Origin of the sequence: Pseudomonas sp. NPDC086251, assembly GCF_044746405.1 — a bacterium.
Lineage (GTDB): Bacteria > Pseudomonadota > Gammaproteobacteria > Pseudomonadales > Pseudomonadaceae > Aquipseudomonas.
This window is the reverse complement of sequence record NZ_JBIVBY010000011.1, coordinates 101,600-118,293: the sequence shown is the minus strand read 5'-3', so window position 1 is coordinate 118,293 and position 16,694 is coordinate 101,600. Positions and strand designations below refer to the sequence as shown.

Below are 16,694 nucleotides of genomic sequence, written 5' to 3'. Positions count from 1 at the left end.
TATTCCCCGCGCAGCAGAAAAACGAGTAAAGACTTTGTAAGGTTGGCCCTGCTTATTTCATAATGCGCGCTTATTGGATCCCCTCGATGGGTCCGCGCGCCCTTCAGAGGTAAGTCGATTCCCATGAACCGCACCGGCCGCGCCCTTGCACTGGGCTGCCTGTTGCTCCTTCAGCCCCTGCTCGCGCTCGCACAAGCAGGCGGCAACTCGTTGTTAATCCCAGCGATGGGTCGTTGCACCCTCAATACTCAGCCGCAAGACCTGGCTCAGGCACTCGCTGCCTGCCAGAAAGCGTCGGATGAAGGGGATGCGCAAGCGCAATACGAGTTGGGTGAGTTCTACTACGACGGCAATAACACCCCGCGCGACCTCAAGAAAGCCCTGGACTACTTCGAAAAGGCCTCGCTGCAAGGCCACGCCCAGGCGCAATTCAAACTCGGCACCATGTTTTTCCACGGCGAAGGCGTGCCAGCCAATAACGTTCAGGCGTACATCGTGCTGAAAATGGCGGCGGTCAATGGCGCGGAAGACGCGCTGGACACGGCTGACGAAGTCGCCGAGAAGATGCCACGCGAAGAGCTTGAGGTGGCGACTCAGGTGCTGGGGCAGATATTCCGCAAGTACCTGATGGAATTGCAAAGCGCCGATGGGCGTACGCCTTTTTCGCCACTCCCCTGAATCTGCGTTGTTATGACTAGGCCCCTTCGCGAGCAAGCCCGCTCCCACATTTGATCTGCGTCGTACACAAATCAAATGTGGGAGCGGGCTTGCTCGCGAAGGGCGCGACTCGGTCTCGAAACTTACTTCTCAGGCATCGGCATCGGAAACGGCATGACATTGCCGACCGCGCCGCGGGCTTCGCTGATTTTCGGGGTGCCAAGGCGCTCGACCTCGTCGATGCGCACGATCGAATGCATCGGCACAAAACTGCGCACAACGCCTTCGAACTGAGCCTTGAGCTTCTCTTCGCTCGGATCGACGACCACTTGCGTGCGCTCGCCAAAGACGAACTCTTCCACTTCCAGGAAGCCCCACAGATCACTTTGATAGATCTGTTTGGCATACATTTCGTACACCTGGCCCTGGTTGAGGAAAATCACCTTGTAGATTGGAGCTTCACGTTTGGTCATGGTGGGCGAGCAACACATCGGGGGATAAAAATGAGGGCGCGAACTATAGCATAGCCGCCGGACGCACAGCGGTAGGAACCTGGGAACATGTTCCCTATAATGCGCGGTTCTTTGAATCACGTGATGACTCTGTCCATGGCCAAGAAGCTTTACATCGAAACCCACGGTTGCCAAATGAACGAGTACGACAGCTCGCGCATGGTCGATCTGCTGGGCGAACATCAGGCCCTGGAAGTCACCGCTCGCGCTGAAGACGCCGACGTGATCCTGCTCAACACCTGCTCCATTCGCGAACGCGCCCAGGACCGGGTGTACTCCCAGCTCGGCCGCTGGCGTGAACTGAAACTGGCCAACCCGGACATGGTGATCGCCGTCGGCGGTTGCGTGGCCAGCCAGGAAGGCGCAGCCATCCGCGATCGCGCGCCGTACGTCGATGTGGTGTTCGGCCCGCAGACCCTGCACCGCCTGCCGGAAATGATCGACGCCGCACGCCTGACCAAGCTGCCGCAGGTCGACGTCTCGTTCCCGGAAATCGAAAAATTCGACCATTTGCCCGAACCGCGCATCGACGGCCCGAGCGCTTATGTGTCGGTCATGGAAGGCTGCAGCAAGTACTGCACGTTTTGCGTGGTGCCGTACACCCGTGGCGAAGAAGTCAGCCGGCCGTTCGACGACGTGATCGCCGAGATCATCCACCTCGCCGAAAACGGTGTGCGTGAAGTGACCCTGCTGGGGCAGAACGTCAACGGCTACCGCGGGACCACTCACGATGGACGCCTGGCCGATCTCGCCGAGTTGATCCGCGTCGTGGCCGCCGTCGATGGCATTGACCGCATTCGCTACACCACTTCGCACCCGCTGGAATTCTCCGACAGCCTGATCCAGGCCCACGCCGACGTCCCGGAGCTGGTAAAACACCTGCACTTGCCGGTGCAGTCGGGTTCGGACCGGATTCTGTCGGCAATGAAACGCAACCACACGGCGCTGGAATACAAATCGAAGCTGCGCAAATTGCGCGCCGCCGTGCCGGGGATCTGCATCAGCTCGGACTTCATCGTCGGCTTCCCGGGCGAGACCGAGAAAGACTTCGAACAGACCATGAAACTGATCGAAGACGTCGGTTTCGACTTCTCCTATTCGTTCGTTTATAGCCAACGCCCGGGCACACCTGCGGCCGACCTGGCCGACGAAACGCCGGAAGCGCTGAAAAAAGAACGCCTGAACGCCCTGCAACATCGCCTGAACCAGCAAGGTTTCGAGATCAGCCGACAAATGGTCGGTTCGATCCAGCGGATCCTGGTCACCGATTATTCGAAAAAAGACCCCGGTGAGTTGCAAGGCCGGACCGAGAATAATCGCATCGTCAACTTCCGCTGCGACAACCCGACCTTGATCGGCCAGTTCGCCGACGTGCACATCGACGCGGCACAACCGCACTCGCTGCGGGGCTCGCTGATCCAATAACCCCACATAACCTGTAGGAGCGAGGCTTGCCCGCGAAGGCGCCACGACAGACAACTCATCGGTTGAATGTCAGTCCGCCTTCGCGGGCAAGCCTCACTCCTGCAAGGGCGGTGTCAGACGTTGGTTATTTAAGGCCTTTCGCACCCAGCCCACTGGCGTTATCCTTGATTTCATCTTAATTGCCCCAGGGCGGCTAAATACGACCTTGAACGCACCCATAGAACCACATCGTTTTATCCTCGAGCCCTTTGAGGCTCGCCGCTTCGCCAATCTGTGCGGGCAATTCGACGAGCATCTGCGCTTGATCGAACAGCGCCTGAATATCGAGATCCGCAACCGCGGAGACCAGTTCGAACTGATCGGCGAACCCAAACACACCACCTCCGCGGAAAACCTCCTGCGCCGCCTGTACCGGGAAACCAAGGGTACCGAGCTGTCGCCGGACATGGTTCACCTGTTCCTGCAGGAATCGGCCGTCGAAGAGCTGGACAACGTTTCCCCGTCCGAACCTTCCGTCGCCCTGCGCACCAAGAAAGGCATGATTCGCCCTCGCGGCTTGAATCAGTTGCGCTACGTGAAGGAAATCCTCGGTAACGACATCAATTTCGGCATCGGCCCGGCCGGTACCGGCAAGACCTATCTGGCCGTTGCCTGCGCTGTGGATGCGCTGGAACGCGAGCAGATCCGCCGCATCCTGTTGGTTCGTCCGGCGGTTGAAGCGGGCGAAAAGCTCGGTTTCCTGCCCGGCGACCTGTCCCAGAAGATCGACCCGTACCTGCGCCCGCTCTACGACGCACTCTACGAGATGCTCGGCTTCGAACACGTGGCCAAGCTGATCGAGCGCCAGGTCATTGAAGTCGCGCCGCTGGCTTACATGCGTGGTCGTACGCTGAACAACAGCTTCATCATTCTCGACGAAAGCCAGAACACCACCGTCGAGCAGATGAAGATGTTCCTGACCCGGATCGGCTTCGGCTCCACGGCAGTCATCACCGGTGACATCACCCAGGTCGACCTGCCGAAAGGCACCAAGTCCGGGCTGCACCATGTGATCGAAGTGCTCAAAGACGTGCCGGGTATCAGCTTCACCCATTTCATGCCCAAGGACGTTGTGCGCCATCCGCTGGTGCAGCGCATTGTCGAAGCCTACGAGCGCTTCGAGAATCGTGTGGCTGACGAACCGGCGAAGTTCTCTTCCAAGGACAATCGCCACGATGCTTGAGCTTGATCTGCAACTGGCTACCCAAGCGCCTGCCCCCAGCGAAGCCGAGTTCCGCCAATGGTGCGAACTGGCTCTGCGCCAGCGCACGGCTGACTCCGAAATGACCATTCGCCTGGTCGATGAAGAAGAAGCGCGCGAACTGAATCACACCTGGCGGCAAAAGGATTACGCCACTAACGTCTTATCGTTCCCTGCCGACGTGCCTGACGAGTTTCTCGACATCCCGCTGCTGGGCGATCTGGTGATCTGCGTGGCCGTGGTCGAGCGCGAAGCCGCCGAACAAGGCAAGGAACTCAAGGCCCACTGGGCGCATCTGGTCATTCACGGCTGCTTGCATCTGCTTGGTTACGACCATATAGATGACGAGGAAGCCGAAGAAATGGAAGCACTGGAACGAACGTTGCTTGCAGAGCTGGGTCATCGAGACCCGTATGCGGACGACGAAACTGACACACCCCCAATCGTAACAACAAAGGATTCAGAGTAATCGCTATGAGCGAAGATCGATCGAGCAACGGGCAAAAGTCTTGGCTGGGTAAGCTCACCCAGGCTTTTGCCCACGAGCCGAAGAACCGCCAGGAGCTGCTTGAGCTGCTGCGCGACGCACACCAAAACAAACTGCTGGACAGCGAAGCGCTGGCCATCGTCGAAGGCGCCATCCAGGTGGCGGACCTGCAAGTACGGGACATCATGGTCCCGCGCTCGCAGATGGTCAGCATCAAGGCGACCCAGACACCCCGCGAGTTCCTGCCGGCCGTGGTCGACTCGGCCCACTCCCGTTACCCGGTGATCGGCGAAAGTCACGATGACGTGATGGGCGTGTTGCTGGCCAAGGACTTGCTGCCGTTGATCCTCAAGGAGAACGGCGACAGCTTCAACATCAAGGACCTGCTGCGCCCGGCCACCTTCGTGCCGGAGTCCAAGCGCCTGAATGTGCTGCTGCGCGAGTTCCGCGCCAACCATAATCACATGGCCATCGTCATTGACGAATACGGCGGCGTGGCGGGTCTGGTGACGATCGAAGACGTGCTGGAACAGATCGTCGGCGACATCGAAGACGAACACGACGTCGAAGAAGACAGCTACATCAAGCCACTGCCCAGCGGTGACTTCCTGATCAAGGCCCTGACGCCGATCGAGAACTTCAACGAGTTCTTCGACAGCCAATTCTCCGATGACGAATTCGACACTGTGGGCGGTCTGGTGATGAGCGCGTTCGGGCACTTGCCCAAACGCAACGAAATCACTGAAATCGGCCCGTATCGCTTTCGCATCCTGAACGCCGACAGCCGTCGGATTCACTTGCTGCGCCTGACACCTATTGCACGCTAAGGATTGAAATGCATCGTCTGACCCGCCCCGGCTGGCCCGGTAACCTGCTGGCCGTGGCGGCCGGTGCACTCACCACCCTGGCCCTGGCGCCGTTCGATATCTGGCCGCTGGCATTGCTGGCGGTAGGTTTCTTCTATGCCGGTTTGCGCGAACTGAATCCCCGTCAGGCCCTGGGCCGTGGCTGGTGTTTCGGTTTCGGCCTGTTTGGTGCCGGCACCAGCTGGATCTACTACAGCATTCACCACTTCGGCGGCGCATCGGTGCTGCTGGCCGGTTTCCTGATGCTGATCTTCACGGCGGCGATTGCCTGGTTCTTCGCCCTGCCCGCCTGGATCTGGGCGCGCTGGCTGCGTCGTAACGAGGCGCCGCTGGCCGATGCCTTGGCGTTTGCCGCGTTATGGGTCGGCCAGGAAGCCTTTCGCGGCTGGTTCCTGACCGGTTTCCCGTGGCTCTACTCCGGTTACAGCCAACTCAACGGGCCATTGGCCGGGCTCGCGCCGGTTGGCGGGATGTGGCTGATTTCCTTCACCCTGGCCCTGACGGCGGCGCTGATCTACAACGCTGTACGACTGGTGCGCACCGGGCGCAAAGGCTTCATCGCCGCCGGTGTGTTGCTGCTGATCGGCCCGTGGGTGGCCGGTATGACGCTGAAGGAACACGCCTGGACAACCCCGGCGGGCGCTCCGCTGAGTGTCGCGGCGATTCAGGGCAATATCGAACAGAGCATGAAGTGGGACCCGGCGCAGCTCAACGCGCAGCTGGCGCTGTACCGCGACATGAGTTTCAGCTCCAAACCTGTCGACCTGTTGATCTGGCCGGAAACGGCAGTCCCGGTGCTCAAGGAGTCCGCCGAGGGCTACCTGAACATGATGGGCAACTTCGCGGCCGAGCGTAAATCCGCGCTGATCACCGGGGTACCGATTCGCGAAGAAGTCCGCCACGAAAAGCGTTTCTTCAATGGCATTACCGTGGTCGGTGAAGGCGACGGCACGTACCTCAAGCAGAAGCTGGTGCCGTTTGGCGAGTACGTGCCGTTGCAGGACGTGCTGCGTGGCCTGATCGCCTTCTTCGACCTGCCGATGTCGGACTTTGCCCGTGGCCCGGCCGACCAGCCGATGTTGCAGGCCAAGGGTTATCAGATTGCGCCGTTCATCTGCTATGAAGTGGTGTATCCGGAATTCGCCGCCAGCCTCGCCGCCCGAAGCGATCTGCTGCTGACCATCAGCAACGACACCTGGTTCGGCACTTCCATCGGCCCGCTGCAACACTTGCAGATGGCGCAGATGCGCGCGCTGGAGGCCGGTCGCTGGATGATCCGCGCCACCAACAACGGCGTGACCGGCCTGATCAACCCGTTCGGGCAGATCACGGTGCAGATCCCGCAGTTCGAACGCGGCATTCTGTATGGCGAAGTGGTGCCAATGCACAACCTGACGCCGTACCTGGAATGGCGTTCCTGGCCGCTGATCATCGTGTGTGTGTTGTTGTTTGGCTGGGCGTTGATAGCCAGCCGGATGGCCAAGACCGTTTAAAAGCTTCGCGAGCAAGCCCGCTCCCACATTTGATCTGTGTACGACGCAGTTCAAATGTGGGAGCGGGCTTGCTCGCGAAGGCGGTACAGCAGACGCCGCATCAATCGGCGGTGACCTCACTCCGGTAAAACAACGAATACCCGACCTGCCCCACCGCCTCATTCATCAACTGCCCGCTCTGCCAGATCGACTTGAACTCCGGCAACCAGCCACCCAATGGCCGGGCGTTGTCTACGCCCAGAAACCCCATCGGCGCCGGCACCACCTCAAACCCGGCCTTCTGGAAACTCCAGACCGCACGCGGCATGTGCCACGCCTGGGTCACGAGCACCACGCGCTTGATCCCTTGCGGCAACAACACCTCGGCGCTGAACTGCGCATTCTCCCAAGTCGTGCGACTACGCCCTTCCTGCCAACGCACGGTCACGCCGAAATCATCCAGCAAAGAGTCAGCCATCAATTTGGCTTCAGTCGGCGGCGTGCCGTAATGCAGGCCGCCACTGGTCAGGATCGGCAGGCCGGACGCCTTGGCCAATCGCGCCGCATACCGCTGGCGCTCCAGGCCCACGCCGGTCGGCTGGTCTTCACCCCACGCCAGGTCGCCACGCTCACGCCCTGAACCCAGCACCACTATCGCGTCAGCCTGTTGGGCCAGCGTCGCCCATTCGTCGCGAGCCAGCGGCGGTTCACGCTCAAGCAGTTCGGCGCTCCACTGCACGACAACGGGCAGGCTCATCAACCAGAAGCCGCCCGCGCCGAGGACAAAGCACAGGCTGGCAAGTCTCGGTCTTGAGCGGCGTAGCCACCAGGCGAGGACCAACAGCAACAAAAGAATGCCGGGCGGCAGTAGAAGTTGTTTCACGAAATAACGAAAAGGCATCGAGCATCTCCAGAGATGCTCGAAGCCTAAGTGGGTTGACGCGATGCGACAACAGATGCGGAAGGACTATGCTTCAAAAAACCATACGACATGGCTTCAAGTGCCCTTACTTGAATTGCAGAGACCGGACCTTTACCGCGTCTCTGCCGGGAGTCTTGTCCTTGAGCCAGATGATCTTGGCCGAACGTGGTGCGTCGAGTTGCTTCACTGCTTCTGACAAGCATCCGTGTGTCTCACGTTCACTGCGATCGAGGTACGCTTTGACCAGTGCAAACTCTGCGGGGCTCAAGCCACGCAATTCCAGTTCCAGCGGACGTTCGTCGCGTAACCGGCCAGCGGTTTTAGCCGCGTCCAGGGCCATTCCCAGACGATCGATCAGTCTTTCGTAAAGCTCCGGTTTTGTAACTTTTTGCCGTGACTCAACCATCCCTCACCTCATTGAAGATAAGACTTACTCCCCATTTAGAGCTTAGCTTCCATCAACAAACCGGCTGAGTGCTGCGACCAACGGCCCTCGCAGCGGGTTTCGGGTGACCTGCGGCAGTAATCAGGGTTTCCCTCGGTAGAGCGCGGTCATGTATGCTACGGCGCTTCCTGTAACTCCACTTCCAGCTCGTCTGGACACCGAAACGCCGATTTGGCGTGATCAATGTCCAACGTTGCATTGAAGAGGATTAGGCCACCCCTATTCAGTTCAAAAGTAGCCATGCACGAACAATATCAGCCCCGTGAAATCGAAGCCGCCGCCCAGTCGTTCTGGGACGAGCAAAAGTCCTTTGAAGTCAGTGAACAGCCAGGCAAGGAGACGTTCTACTGCCTGTCGATGTTCCCTTACCCCAGCGGCAAGCTACACATGGGGCACGTGCGCAACTACACCATCGGCGACGTGATCTCCCGCTACCAGCGCAAGCTAGGCAAGAACGTCCTGCAACCCATGGGTTGGGACGCCTTTGGCATGCCGGCGGAAAACGCCGCGATGAAGAACAACGTAGCGCCCGCCAAGTGGACCTACGAAAACATCGCCTACATGAAAACCCAGCTGCGCAGCCTGGGCCTGGCGGTGGACTGGTCGCGCGAAGTGACCACCTGCAAGCCGGATTACTACCGCTGGGAACAATGGCTGTTCACTCGCCTGTTCGAAAAAGGCGTGATCTACAAAAAAAGCGGCACCGTGAACTGGGACCCGGTCGACCAGACCGTCCTGGCCAACGAACAAGTGATCGACGGCCGTGGCTGGCGTTCCGGCGCGCTGATCGAAAAGCGCGAAATCCCGATGTACTACTTCAAGATCACCGCTTACGCGGATGAGCTACTGGAGAGCCTCGACGATCTGCCGGGCTGGCCTGAACAGGTCAAGACCATGCAGCGCAACTGGATCGGCAAATCCCGCGGCATGGAAGTGCAGTTCCCGTACAACGTCGATTCCATCGGCGAAACCGGCGCGCTGAAAGTGTTCACCACCCGTCCGGACACCCTGATGGGCGCGACCTACGTTGCCGTGGCCGCCGAACACCACCTGGCGGCCCTGGCCGCACAGAACAATCCTGAGCTGCAAGCGTTCATCGCTGAATGCAAAGGCGGCAGCGTTGCCGAAGCCGACGTCGCCACTCAAGAGAAAAAAGGCCTGCCGACCTCGCTGTTCGTCGAGCACCCGCTGACCGGTGAGAAACTCCCGGTGTGGGTCGCCAACTATGTGCTGATGCACTACGGCGACGGCGCGGTCATGGCTGTACCGGCGCACGACGAACGTGATTTCGAATTCGCCACAAAGTACAACCTGCCGATCAAATCGGTGGTGCGCACCAGTTCCGGTGACACCAACCCGGCCCCGTGGCAGGACGCCTATGGCGAGCACGGCACGCTGATCAATTCCGGCGAGTTCGACGGCCTCGACTTCGCCGGAGCGTTCGACGCCATTGAAGTTGCGCTGATCAAGAAAAACCTCGGCGCCTCGCGCACCCAGTTCCGCCTGCGCGACTGGGGCATCAGCCGCCAGCGCTACTGGGGCTGCCCGATCCCGATCATCCACTGCGAGACCTGCGGTGATGTGCCGGTCCCGGAAGATCAACTGCCGGTCGTATTGCCGGAAGACGTCGTACCGGATGGCGCCGGCTCGCCACTGGCGCGCATGCCCGAGTTCTACGAGTGCGCTTGCCCGAAATGCGGCCAGCCAGCCAAGCGTGAAACCGACACCATGGACACCTTCGTCGAGTCCTCGTGGTACTACGCCCGCTATGCCTCGCCGCACTATGAAGGTGGCCTGGTGGAAAAAGCCGCGGCCGACCACTGGTTGCCGGTGGATCAGTACATTGGCGGTATCGAACACGCGATTCTTCACCTGCTGTACGCGCGCTTCTTCCACAAGCTGATGCGTGACGAAGGCCTGGTGAGCTCCAACGAGCCGTTCAAGAACCTGCTGACCCAAGGCATGGTGATCGCCGAGACTTACTATCGTCGCGAAGCCAACGGTGCCTACACCTGGTTCAACCCGGCGGACGTCGAACTCGAACGCGACAGCAAGGCCAAGGTCGTCAGCGCCAAGCTGATTGCAGACGGCCTGCCGGTCGAGATCGGCGGCACCGAGAAGATGGCCAAGTCGAAGAACAACGGCGTCGACCCACAGTCGATGATCGATCAGTTCGGCGCTGACACCTGCCGCCTGTTCATGATGTTCGCCTCGCCACCCGACATGAGCGCGGAATGGTCCGACTCCGGCGTAGAAGGCTCGCACCGCTTCCTCAAGCGCGTCTGGCGCCTGGCGCAAGCGCACGTGACTCAGGGCCTGCCGGGCACACTGGACGTCGCCAGTCTGAACGACGAGCAGAAAGCCATTCGCCGCTCGATCCACCAGGCCATCAAGCAGGCCAGCCACGACGTCGGCCAGAACCACAAATTCAACACCGCCATCGCCCAGGTGATGACGTTGATGAACGTGCTGGAAAAAGCCCCGCAAGGCACCGCACAGGATCGCGCACTGATTCACGAAGGCCTGGAAACCGTGGTCCTGCTGCTGGCGCCGATCACTCCGCACATCAGCCACGAGCTGTGGAATCGACTGGGTCACGCTGACCCGGTGATCGACGCTGGCTGGCCGAAGCTGGACGAAAGCGCGCTGGTGCAAGACAGCCTGCAACTGGTGATTCAGGTGAACGGCAAGCTGCGCGGACACATCGAAATGCCCGCCAGCGCCAGCCGCGAAGACGTCGAAGCCGCTGCACGGGCCAACGAGAACGTGTTGCGCTTCGTCGACGGTCTGACGATTCGTAAAGTGATCGTAGTGCCCGGGAAACTGGTCAATATCGTCGCCAGCTAATTGGATCGGGCGCCAGGTCATGCCTGGCGCCGAGTAAAACCTTTCGGGCCGCAAGATCGGCCCCCATGGTTTCAAGGGGAGCAACAAGATGATCAAACGCAATTTGCTGGTGATAGGCCTCGCCGTTCTGCTGAGCGCCTGCGGTTTCCAGCTGCGCGGCACCGGCACCACTGAACTGGCGATCAAGGAACTCGACCTGACCGCCCGCAACGCCTATGGCGAAACCGTCACCCAACTGCGTCAGGTTCTGAGCAGCAGCGGCGTCAAGGTCTACAGCGGCGCACCGTACAAACTGATTCTGACCGACGAGCAGGAAAGCCAGCGCATCCTCAGCTACGCAGGCGCCGGCCGTACTGGCGAGTACCAGATGACGACAGTGCTCAGCTACGACATTCGTGGCCAGGGCAACCTGCCGCTGATGACCGACAAGCTTGAAGTACAGAAAGTCTTCATTCACGACGGCAACAACCTGGTGGGGTCCGATCAGGAAGCCAACGACGCCCGCGTCGAAATGCGTCGCGAACTGGTTCAACGCATGATGCTGCGCCTGCAGCAGCTCACGCCGACTCAACTGGATCAGCTGCAACAGACGGCCGAGGCCAAAGCCAAGGCTGAAGCCGCAGCGCTGGAAGCGGCGCAGAAGTCTGAAGCGGAAACGCCGCGTCAGTCGCCCATCCAGCTGCCGCAGCAGTAAGACTTACGGGGCGCTCAGGCGCCCCGTTCGCCCTAGCCTATGAAACTCGCTCCCGCCCAACTCGCCAAACACCTGCAAGGCCCGCTTGCGCCGGTCTACATCATCAGTGGCGATGACCCACTGTTGTGTCAGGAGGCTGCCGACGCGATTCGTGCCGCCGCCCGCCAACAAGGTTTCGACGAACGCCAGGTCTTCGCCGCCGACGCCAGTTTCGACTGGGGTACGCTGCTGCAAGCGGGCGCAAGCATGTCGCTGTTCGCTGAAAAACGCCTGCTGGAACTGCGTCTGCCATCAGGCAAGCCCGGCGACAAAGGCGCTGCGGCGTTCATCGAATACTGCGCGCGGCCGCCCGAAGACACGATTTTGCTGATCAGCCTGCCCAAGCTCGATGGCAGTGCGCAGAAAACCAAATGGGGCAAGGCGCTGGTCGACGGCCAGCAAACCCAGTTCGTGCAAATCTGGCCGGTGGATGCCAATCAGTTGCCGAGCTGGATCCGCCAACGGTTGTCCCAGGCCGGGCTTTCCGCCAGCCAGGACGCGGTCGAACTGATCGCGGCACGGGTCGAGGGCAACCTGCTGGCCGCCGCCCAGGAAATCGAAAAGCTCAAGTTGATGGCCGAAGGTGGTCAGATCACCGTTGAAACCGTGCAAGCGGCGGTGGCCGACAGTGCGCGCTTCGACGTCTTCGGGCTGACCGATGCGATTCTCAACGGCGAGGCCGCCCACGCCTTGCGCATGCTCGAAGGGCTGCGCGGTGAAGGCGTCGAACCACCGGTGATTCTCTGGGCCCTGGCCCGCGAACTGCGCCTGCTGGCCAACCTGTCACTGCAATACAGCCAGGGTGTGCCGCTGGACAAAGCCTTCAGCCAGGCCCGACCGCCGGTCTGGGACAAGCGCAAACCGCTGATGAGCAAAGCCCTGCAACGCTATTCGGCGCAACGCTGGGCGCAGTTGTTGCTGGAAGCACAGCGCATCGACGCCCAGATAAAAGGCCAGGCCGCGGGTTCGCCGTGGATGAGTTTGAGCCGGTTGTCGTTGTTGATGGCGGGCCAGCGCCTTACCTTGCCTGCCGAGTAAGGTCAAAAGATCGCAGCCTCGTTTCACTCGACAGCTCCTACATTGGAATGCGCCCCCCTGTAGGAGCTGTCGAGTGAAACGAGGCTGCGATCTTTTGATCTTGTTTCCTACAACAACCGCCTCCATTTCCCCTATAGACAGAACCCCAACATCAGCAGATTATTTCCCCCGCAAAACCCACTCACTTGCGAGCAATCATCATGAGCAAAAAGCCATCCAGGAATGGCCCCAACAAGGCCAAATCGATCATCGCCCAGCCACTGTTCCGCAGCCGTCAGGAACCCGCCGGCAAGGGCAAAGGCAGCTACCGCCGCGAAGCCTTCCAGTCTAAAAGCTGGGAGGCTTCTTACTTTCTGGCTGCCTGAAAGGCAGGCGCTCGCTCAACATGTTAAGGTCTGCACCTGATCCGTATTCCCTGGACCCGTGCATGCCCTTTTGTCTTTCCCGTCGTTGGCACCTGCGCCAACTGATCGCTGCCTCCAGCCTCATCTTGCTAGTCGCTTGCGCGGAAAAACCGACCGCCGCCGACGCCCAACCGCTTCAGACCCTCCCCGTCGCGACCGCCCCTGCGATGATTCCGCCCGTGGTGCCGAACGGTGAGAACCTCGACATCCAGCCGACCCAGACCTTTGCCGAATGGCAGGCCGGTTTCCGCAAGGACGCCCTGGCCGCCGGTATTCGCGCCGATCTGTTTGACCGCGCCTTCGCCAATGTCAGCTTCGACGACAGCGTGATCCGCGCCGACCGTAGCCAGCCGGAATTCTCTCGCCCCGTGTGGGAATACCTCGACGGCGCCCTTTCGCCACTGCGCGTGCGTAAAGGCGAAGCGCTGGTCAGCCAATACGCCGACATCCTGCAAAGCATCGAACAGCGCTACGGCGTCGATCGTCAGGCACTGGTCGCGGTGTGGGGCATGGAGAGTAACTTCGGGCAGTTCCAGGGCAGCAAGTCGGTGATCAACTCGCTGGCGACCCTGGCCTACGAAGGCCGGCGCCCTGGTTTCGCCCACGCGCAACTGATCGCCGCCCTGCAAATTCTGCAACAGGGTGATATCGAACCGGAGAAAATGCTCGGATCCTGGGCCGGCGCCATGGGCCAGACCCAGTTCATTCCGACCACTTACAACACCCACGCGGTGGACTTCGATGGCGACGGCCGTCGCGATATCTGGGGCAGTTCCGCCGATGCCCTGGCCTCGACCGCGCACTACCTGCAAAGCTCCGGTTGGCAGAAAGGCCAGCCATGGGGCTTCGAAGTGCAACTGCCGGGCAGCTTCAACTACGTGCTGGCCGATGGCACGATTCGCAAGAGCGTCGCCGAATGGCAGCAACTGGGCGTGACACTGCCCAATGGCGGCCAGGTTCCACCAGGCTCCGAACATCTGTCCGCCGCCCTGCTGCTGCCAGCCGGCTACCGCGGCCCGGCGTTCCTGGTGCTCGACAACTTCCGCGCGATCCTCAAGTACAACAATTCGTCGTCCTATGCGTTGGCGGTGAGCCTGTTGTCCGAGCGTTTCAACGGTTCAGGCCTGATCAACGGCTCGTGGCCCAAAGACGATTTGCCCCTGAGCCGCAGCGAACGGATGGAACTGCAAAGCTTGCTGAGTGCGCAGAACTACGACGCGGGCACGGCCGACGGCATCATCGGCGCCAACACCCGCAAGGCGATCCGCAGCGCCCAGCAGTCGTTTGGCTGGCCGGCGGATGGTTATCCGACGCACAAGTTGCTGGAAGGTTTGCGTAGCCGATAGTTAGCCGTATGGCGGATACCGCTTTCGCGAGCAAGCCCGCTCCCACATTTGATTTTCTGTGAACACATAATTTGTGAACAACATAGATCAAATGTGGGAGCGGGCTTGCTCGCGAAGACTAACTATCAGGCGATGAATGCCTACCGCTTGATTACCACATCCTGCTCCAACACCAATTCCCTGTTCCCCGCATCCAGCCTCACCAGCGCCCCCATCGGCAACGTCAGGTTCGGATCACAATGCCCGCTGCGCCATCCCGCCAGCACCGGAATGCGCAATGGCTCGAAGGTCTGCTTGAGCAAGCGCGCCAGCGCATCGCTGTCCACACCTGCCACATCCCCGACCAGAACCCCTCGCAGCTTGCTTAACACGCCCGCCAAACGCAAATGGGTCAGCAGCCGGTCGATGCGATACAGCGGCTCGTTAATGTCCTCGATGAACAAGATGACGCCCTCGGCATCAATCTCGTACGGCGTGCCCATGGTCGCGGCGATCATCGACAGATTACCGCCCAACAAACGCCCGTGTGCGATGCCAGGCTCGATCGTGGTCAACGGGTAGGCCACCGGGTGCGTCAGCACGCTGCCCGCCTTCACCTGCCCTCTGAGCAGGTTGAAAAACGAGGACTCGGTGGGTTTTTGCTTTTCACCCAGCACGTCAGCGTTGAGCATCGGGCCATGAAAGGTCACAAACCCCGCGTAACGACTAATGGCCAGGTGCAGCGCGGTGATATCGCTGTAGCCGATGAACGGCTTGGCATTGTTGCGCAGCAGTGCGAAGTCGATTCGATCAAGCAGTCGCGGCGTACCGTAGCCACCGCGCAGGCAGATGATCGCGTCGACCTCGCTGTCGGCGAACGCCGCATGCAGATCATTGAGCCGCACCTCATCGCTGCCGGCCAGATAGCCATCCTGCTCATACACACCGGGAAATACCCGCAGCGAATACCCGCGAGCGCGCATCCAGGCTATGGCTTTATCGGTATCCAGCGCCGCCGGACCGGCAGGCGCGATGACGCCGATCAGCCCAGCCGACGGCAAGGCCGGAACGGGTGCATGAGGGCAAAGGGTGTGGGTCGGTCGAACGGTCATCCATGAATCTCCCTGCGTGAAAGCGTCAAGCACACAGTAGTCAGGAACGGAGACAAACAGAAGAGGCTTCGTTGCTCCGCAGGTTGCAGGAAAAGGCGGTAGTGGCCGTGGGCAAGGCAAAAAAACGCCCGCGAGGCTGAATGCCTGGCGGGCGTTTTTTCATGTCTTGCAGTGGATCAGGACGACATCAGCTCGGCCTTGACCAGCTTCGCCTGCTCGTCGGCGTGGTACGAGGAACGTACCAATGGGCCGGAAGCGACGTTCTTGAAGCCCATCTTGTAGCCTTCCTCGGCGAACCAGGCGAACACGTCCGGGTGCACGAAACGCTGGACCGGCAAGTGGCTGCGCGACGGTTGCAGGTACTGGCCGAGGGTCAGCATGTCGATGTCGTGTTCGCGCATGCGCTTCATGACTTCGATGACTTCTTCGTCGGTCTCGCCCAGGCCCAGCATCAGGCCGGATTTGGTCGGAATGTGCGGCATCATCTGCTTGAAACGTTGCAGCAGGGTCAGCGACCACTGGTAGTCCGAACCCGGACGCGCCGCCTTGTACAGGCGCGGCACGGTTTCCAGGTTGTGGTTGAACACATCTGGCGGCTCGGCGGCGGTAATTTCCAGCGCGACGTCCATGCGGCCACGGTAATCCGGGACCAGGGTTTCGAGCTGCACGTTCGGCGACAGCTTGCGGATCTCGCGGATGCAGTCGGCAAAGTGCTGGGCACCGCCGTCACGCAGGTCGTCGCGGTCTACCGACGTGATCACCACGTACTTGAGTTTCAGGTCGGCGATGGCGATGGCCAGGCTTTCCGGCTCGTTGACATCGAGTGGCTTCGGACGACCGTGGCCAACGTCGCAGAACGGGCAACGACGGGTGCAGATGTCGCCCATGATCATGAACGTCGCGGTGCCGCCGGAGAAGCACTCGCCCAGGTTCGGGCAGGACGCTTCTTCGCAGACGCTGTGCAGCTTGTGTTTGCGCAACAGGGCCTTGATGCGATCGACTTCCGGGGAAACCGGGATGCGTACGCGGATCCAGTCGGGTTTCTTCGGCAGTTCGGTGGTCGGAATGATCTTCACCGGGATACGTGCAACCTTCTCGGCGCCGCGCAGCTTGACGCCGGCTTCAACCTTGGCACGCGGGGCCGGACGCTCGGTGACATCGAGCGTCGGGATCATGGTTTGCACTGCATCAGTAGTCATATCAGTCGAT

At 60.6% G+C, this 16,694-nt stretch carries 16 protein-coding genes; 11 read left to right on the top strand and 5 right to left on the bottom strand.

The window, feature by feature from the left end:
- Positions 1-123: 123 nt before the first annotated feature.
- Positions 124-678, top strand: a complete 555-nt coding sequence (locus ACIPL2_RS15280; protein WP_059402085.1) for a tetratricopeptide repeat protein — start codon at positions 124-126, stop codon at positions 676-678.
- A gap of 122 nt (positions 679-800) precedes the next feature.
- Here ACIPL2_RS15280 and ACIPL2_RS15275 read toward each other — a convergent pair whose 3' ends face one another.
- Entirely contained in the window at positions 801-1,130 is a 330-nt protein-coding gene (locus tag ACIPL2_RS15275) for a DUF1820 family protein (RefSeq protein ID WP_007894425.1), read from the bottom strand.
- Positions 1,131-1,265: 135 nt separating this feature from the next.
- On the opposite strand from ACIPL2_RS15275, the gene miaB reads away from it, so the two are divergent.
- The 5 genes from miaB to lnt all read left to right on the top strand — a co-directional run bounded on the left by miaB (position 1,266) and on the right by lnt (position 6,680).
- The gene (miaB, locus tag ACIPL2_RS15270) at positions 1,266-2,594 is read left to right on the top strand and encodes a tRNA (N6-isopentenyl adenosine(37)-C2)-methylthiotransferase MiaB (RefSeq protein WP_401357632.1); all 1,329 of its coding nucleotides are present in this window, start codon (positions 1,266-1,268) and stop codon (positions 2,592-2,594) included.
- Between the two features lie 205 nt (positions 2,595-2,799).
- Positions 2,800-3,816 carry a PhoH family protein gene (locus ACIPL2_RS15265; protein WP_095130815.1) on the top strand — a complete coding sequence of 339 codons (1,017 nt, stop codon included), beginning with the start codon at positions 2,800-2,802 and terminating at the stop codon, positions 3,814-3,816.
- Positions 3,809-4,303: an rRNA maturation RNase YbeY gene (ybeY, locus tag ACIPL2_RS15260; RefSeq protein ID WP_059402086.1), complete on the top strand. Its 495-nt coding sequence runs from the start codon at positions 3,809-3,811 to the stop codon at positions 4,301-4,303. The genes ACIPL2_RS15265 and ybeY overlap by 8 nt, the downstream gene beginning before the upstream one ends.
- Before the next feature lie 5 nt (positions 4,304-4,308).
- Positions 4,309-5,148, top strand: a complete 840-nt coding sequence (locus ACIPL2_RS15255; protein ID WP_401357630.1) for an HlyC/CorC family transporter — start codon at positions 4,309-4,311, stop codon at positions 5,146-5,148.
- A gap of 8 nt (positions 5,149-5,156) precedes the next feature.
- Entirely contained in the window at positions 5,157-6,680 is a 1,524-nt protein-coding gene (lnt, locus tag ACIPL2_RS15250) for an apolipoprotein N-acyltransferase (RefSeq protein WP_401357628.1), read from the top strand.
- A 100-nt stretch (positions 6,681-6,780) separates the two neighbouring features.
- Here lnt and ACIPL2_RS15245 read toward each other — a convergent pair whose 3' ends face one another.
- Positions 6,781-7,560, bottom strand: a complete 780-nt coding sequence (locus ACIPL2_RS15245; RefSeq protein ID WP_401357627.1) for a YdcF family protein — start codon at positions 7,558-7,560, stop codon at positions 6,781-6,783.
- Between the two features lie 106 nt (positions 7,561-7,666).
- Positions 7,667-7,987 carry a hypothetical protein gene (locus tag ACIPL2_RS15240; protein WP_282383331.1) on the bottom strand — a complete coding sequence of 107 codons (321 nt, stop codon included), beginning with the start codon at positions 7,985-7,987 and terminating at the stop codon, positions 7,667-7,669.
- 279 nt (positions 7,988-8,266) lie between these two features.
- Between ACIPL2_RS15240 and leuS the strand changes: the two genes are divergently transcribed.
- The 5 genes from leuS to ACIPL2_RS15215 all read left to right on the top strand — a co-directional run bounded on the left by leuS (position 8,267) and on the right by ACIPL2_RS15215 (position 14,394).
- Positions 8,267-10,873 carry a leucine--tRNA ligase gene (leuS, locus tag ACIPL2_RS15235; RefSeq protein WP_401357626.1) on the top strand — a complete coding sequence of 869 codons (2,607 nt, stop codon included), beginning with the start codon at positions 8,267-8,269 and terminating at the stop codon, positions 10,871-10,873.
- A gap of 88 nt (positions 10,874-10,961) precedes the next feature.
- Entirely contained in the window at positions 10,962-11,567 is a 606-nt protein-coding gene (lptE, locus tag ACIPL2_RS15230; protein ID WP_401357625.1) for an LPS assembly lipoprotein LptE, read from the top strand.
- 39 nt (positions 11,568-11,606) lie between these two features.
- Positions 11,607-12,644, top strand: coding sequence for a DNA polymerase III subunit delta (holA, locus tag ACIPL2_RS15225; protein ID WP_401357623.1), 1,038 nt, complete (start codon positions 11,607-11,609; stop codon positions 12,642-12,644).
- A gap of 200 nt (positions 12,645-12,844) precedes the next feature.
- Complete coding sequence (gene arfA, locus ACIPL2_RS15220) at positions 12,845-13,009, top strand: alternative ribosome rescue factor ArfA (protein ID WP_059402094.1); 165 nt, start codon at positions 12,845-12,847, stop codon at positions 13,007-13,009.
- A 62-nt stretch (positions 13,010-13,071) separates the two neighbouring features.
- Positions 13,072-14,394, top strand: a complete 1,323-nt coding sequence (locus ACIPL2_RS15215) for a lytic murein transglycosylase (protein WP_401357622.1) — start codon at positions 13,072-13,074, stop codon at positions 14,392-14,394.
- A gap of 140 nt (positions 14,395-14,534) precedes the next feature.
- On the opposite strand, the gene ACIPL2_RS15210 is transcribed toward ACIPL2_RS15215, so the two are convergent.
- Both ACIPL2_RS15210 and lipA read right to left on the bottom strand, forming a co-directional pair.
- On the bottom strand, positions 14,535-15,485 hold the full coding sequence (locus ACIPL2_RS15210) for an LD-carboxypeptidase (protein ID WP_401357620.1): 951 nt from the start codon (positions 15,483-15,485) through the stop codon (positions 14,535-14,537).
- 176 nt (positions 15,486-15,661) lie between these two features.
- On the bottom strand, positions 15,662-16,684 hold the full coding sequence (gene lipA, locus ACIPL2_RS15205) for a lipoyl synthase (RefSeq protein WP_059402097.1): 1,023 nt from the start codon (positions 16,682-16,684) through the stop codon (positions 15,662-15,664).
- Positions 16,685-16,694: the final 10 nt, after the last annotated feature.

What these genes read in the sequence shown, in the direction of transcription:
- ACIPL2_RS15240 (WP_282383331.1), bottom strand. Translation starts at nt 7,987, where the DNA reads ATGGTTGAGTCACGGCAAAAAGTTACAAAACCGGAGCTTTACGAAAGA.
- arfA (WP_059402094.1), top strand. Translation starts at nt 12,845, where the DNA reads ATGAGCAAAAAGCCATCCAGGAATGGCCCCAACAAGGCCAAATCGATC.
- ACIPL2_RS15280 (WP_059402085.1), top strand. Translation starts at nt 124, where the DNA reads ATGAACCGCACCGGCCGCGCCCTTGCACTGGGCTGCCTGTTGCTCCTT.
- lnt (WP_401357628.1), top strand. Translation starts at nt 5,157, where the DNA reads ATGCATCGTCTGACCCGCCCCGGCTGGCCCGGTAACCTGCTGGCCGTG.
- ACIPL2_RS15210 (WP_401357620.1), bottom strand. Translation starts at nt 15,485, where the DNA reads ATGACCGTTCGACCGACCCACACCCTTTGCCCTCATGCACCCGTTCCG.
- ACIPL2_RS15275 (WP_007894425.1), bottom strand. Translation starts at nt 1,130, where the DNA reads ATGACCAAACGTGAAGCTCCAATCTACAAGGTGATTTTCCTCAACCAG.
- ybeY (WP_059402086.1), top strand. Translation starts at nt 3,809, where the DNA reads ATGCTTGAGCTTGATCTGCAACTGGCTACCCAAGCGCCTGCCCCCAGC.
- ACIPL2_RS15245 (WP_401357627.1), bottom strand. Translation starts at nt 7,560, where the DNA reads ATGCCTTTTCGTTATTTCGTGAAACAACTTCTACTGCCGCCCGGCATT.
- lipA (WP_059402097.1), bottom strand. Translation starts at nt 16,684, where the DNA reads ATGACTACTGATGCAGTGCAAACCATGATCCCGACGCTCGATGTCACC.
- miaB (WP_401357632.1), top strand. Translation starts at nt 1,266, where the DNA reads ATGGCCAAGAAGCTTTACATCGAAACCCACGGTTGCCAAATGAACGAG.
- ACIPL2_RS15215 (WP_401357622.1), top strand. Translation starts at nt 13,072, where the DNA reads ATGCCCTTTTGTCTTTCCCGTCGTTGGCACCTGCGCCAACTGATCGCT.
- leuS (WP_401357626.1), top strand. Translation starts at nt 8,267, where the DNA reads ATGCACGAACAATATCAGCCCCGTGAAATCGAAGCCGCCGCCCAGTCG.
- lptE (WP_401357625.1), top strand. Translation starts at nt 10,962, where the DNA reads ATGATCAAACGCAATTTGCTGGTGATAGGCCTCGCCGTTCTGCTGAGC.
- holA (WP_401357623.1), top strand. Translation starts at nt 11,607, where the DNA reads ATGAAACTCGCTCCCGCCCAACTCGCCAAACACCTGCAAGGCCCGCTT.
- ACIPL2_RS15255 (WP_401357630.1), top strand. Translation starts at nt 4,309, where the DNA reads ATGAGCGAAGATCGATCGAGCAACGGGCAAAAGTCTTGGCTGGGTAAG.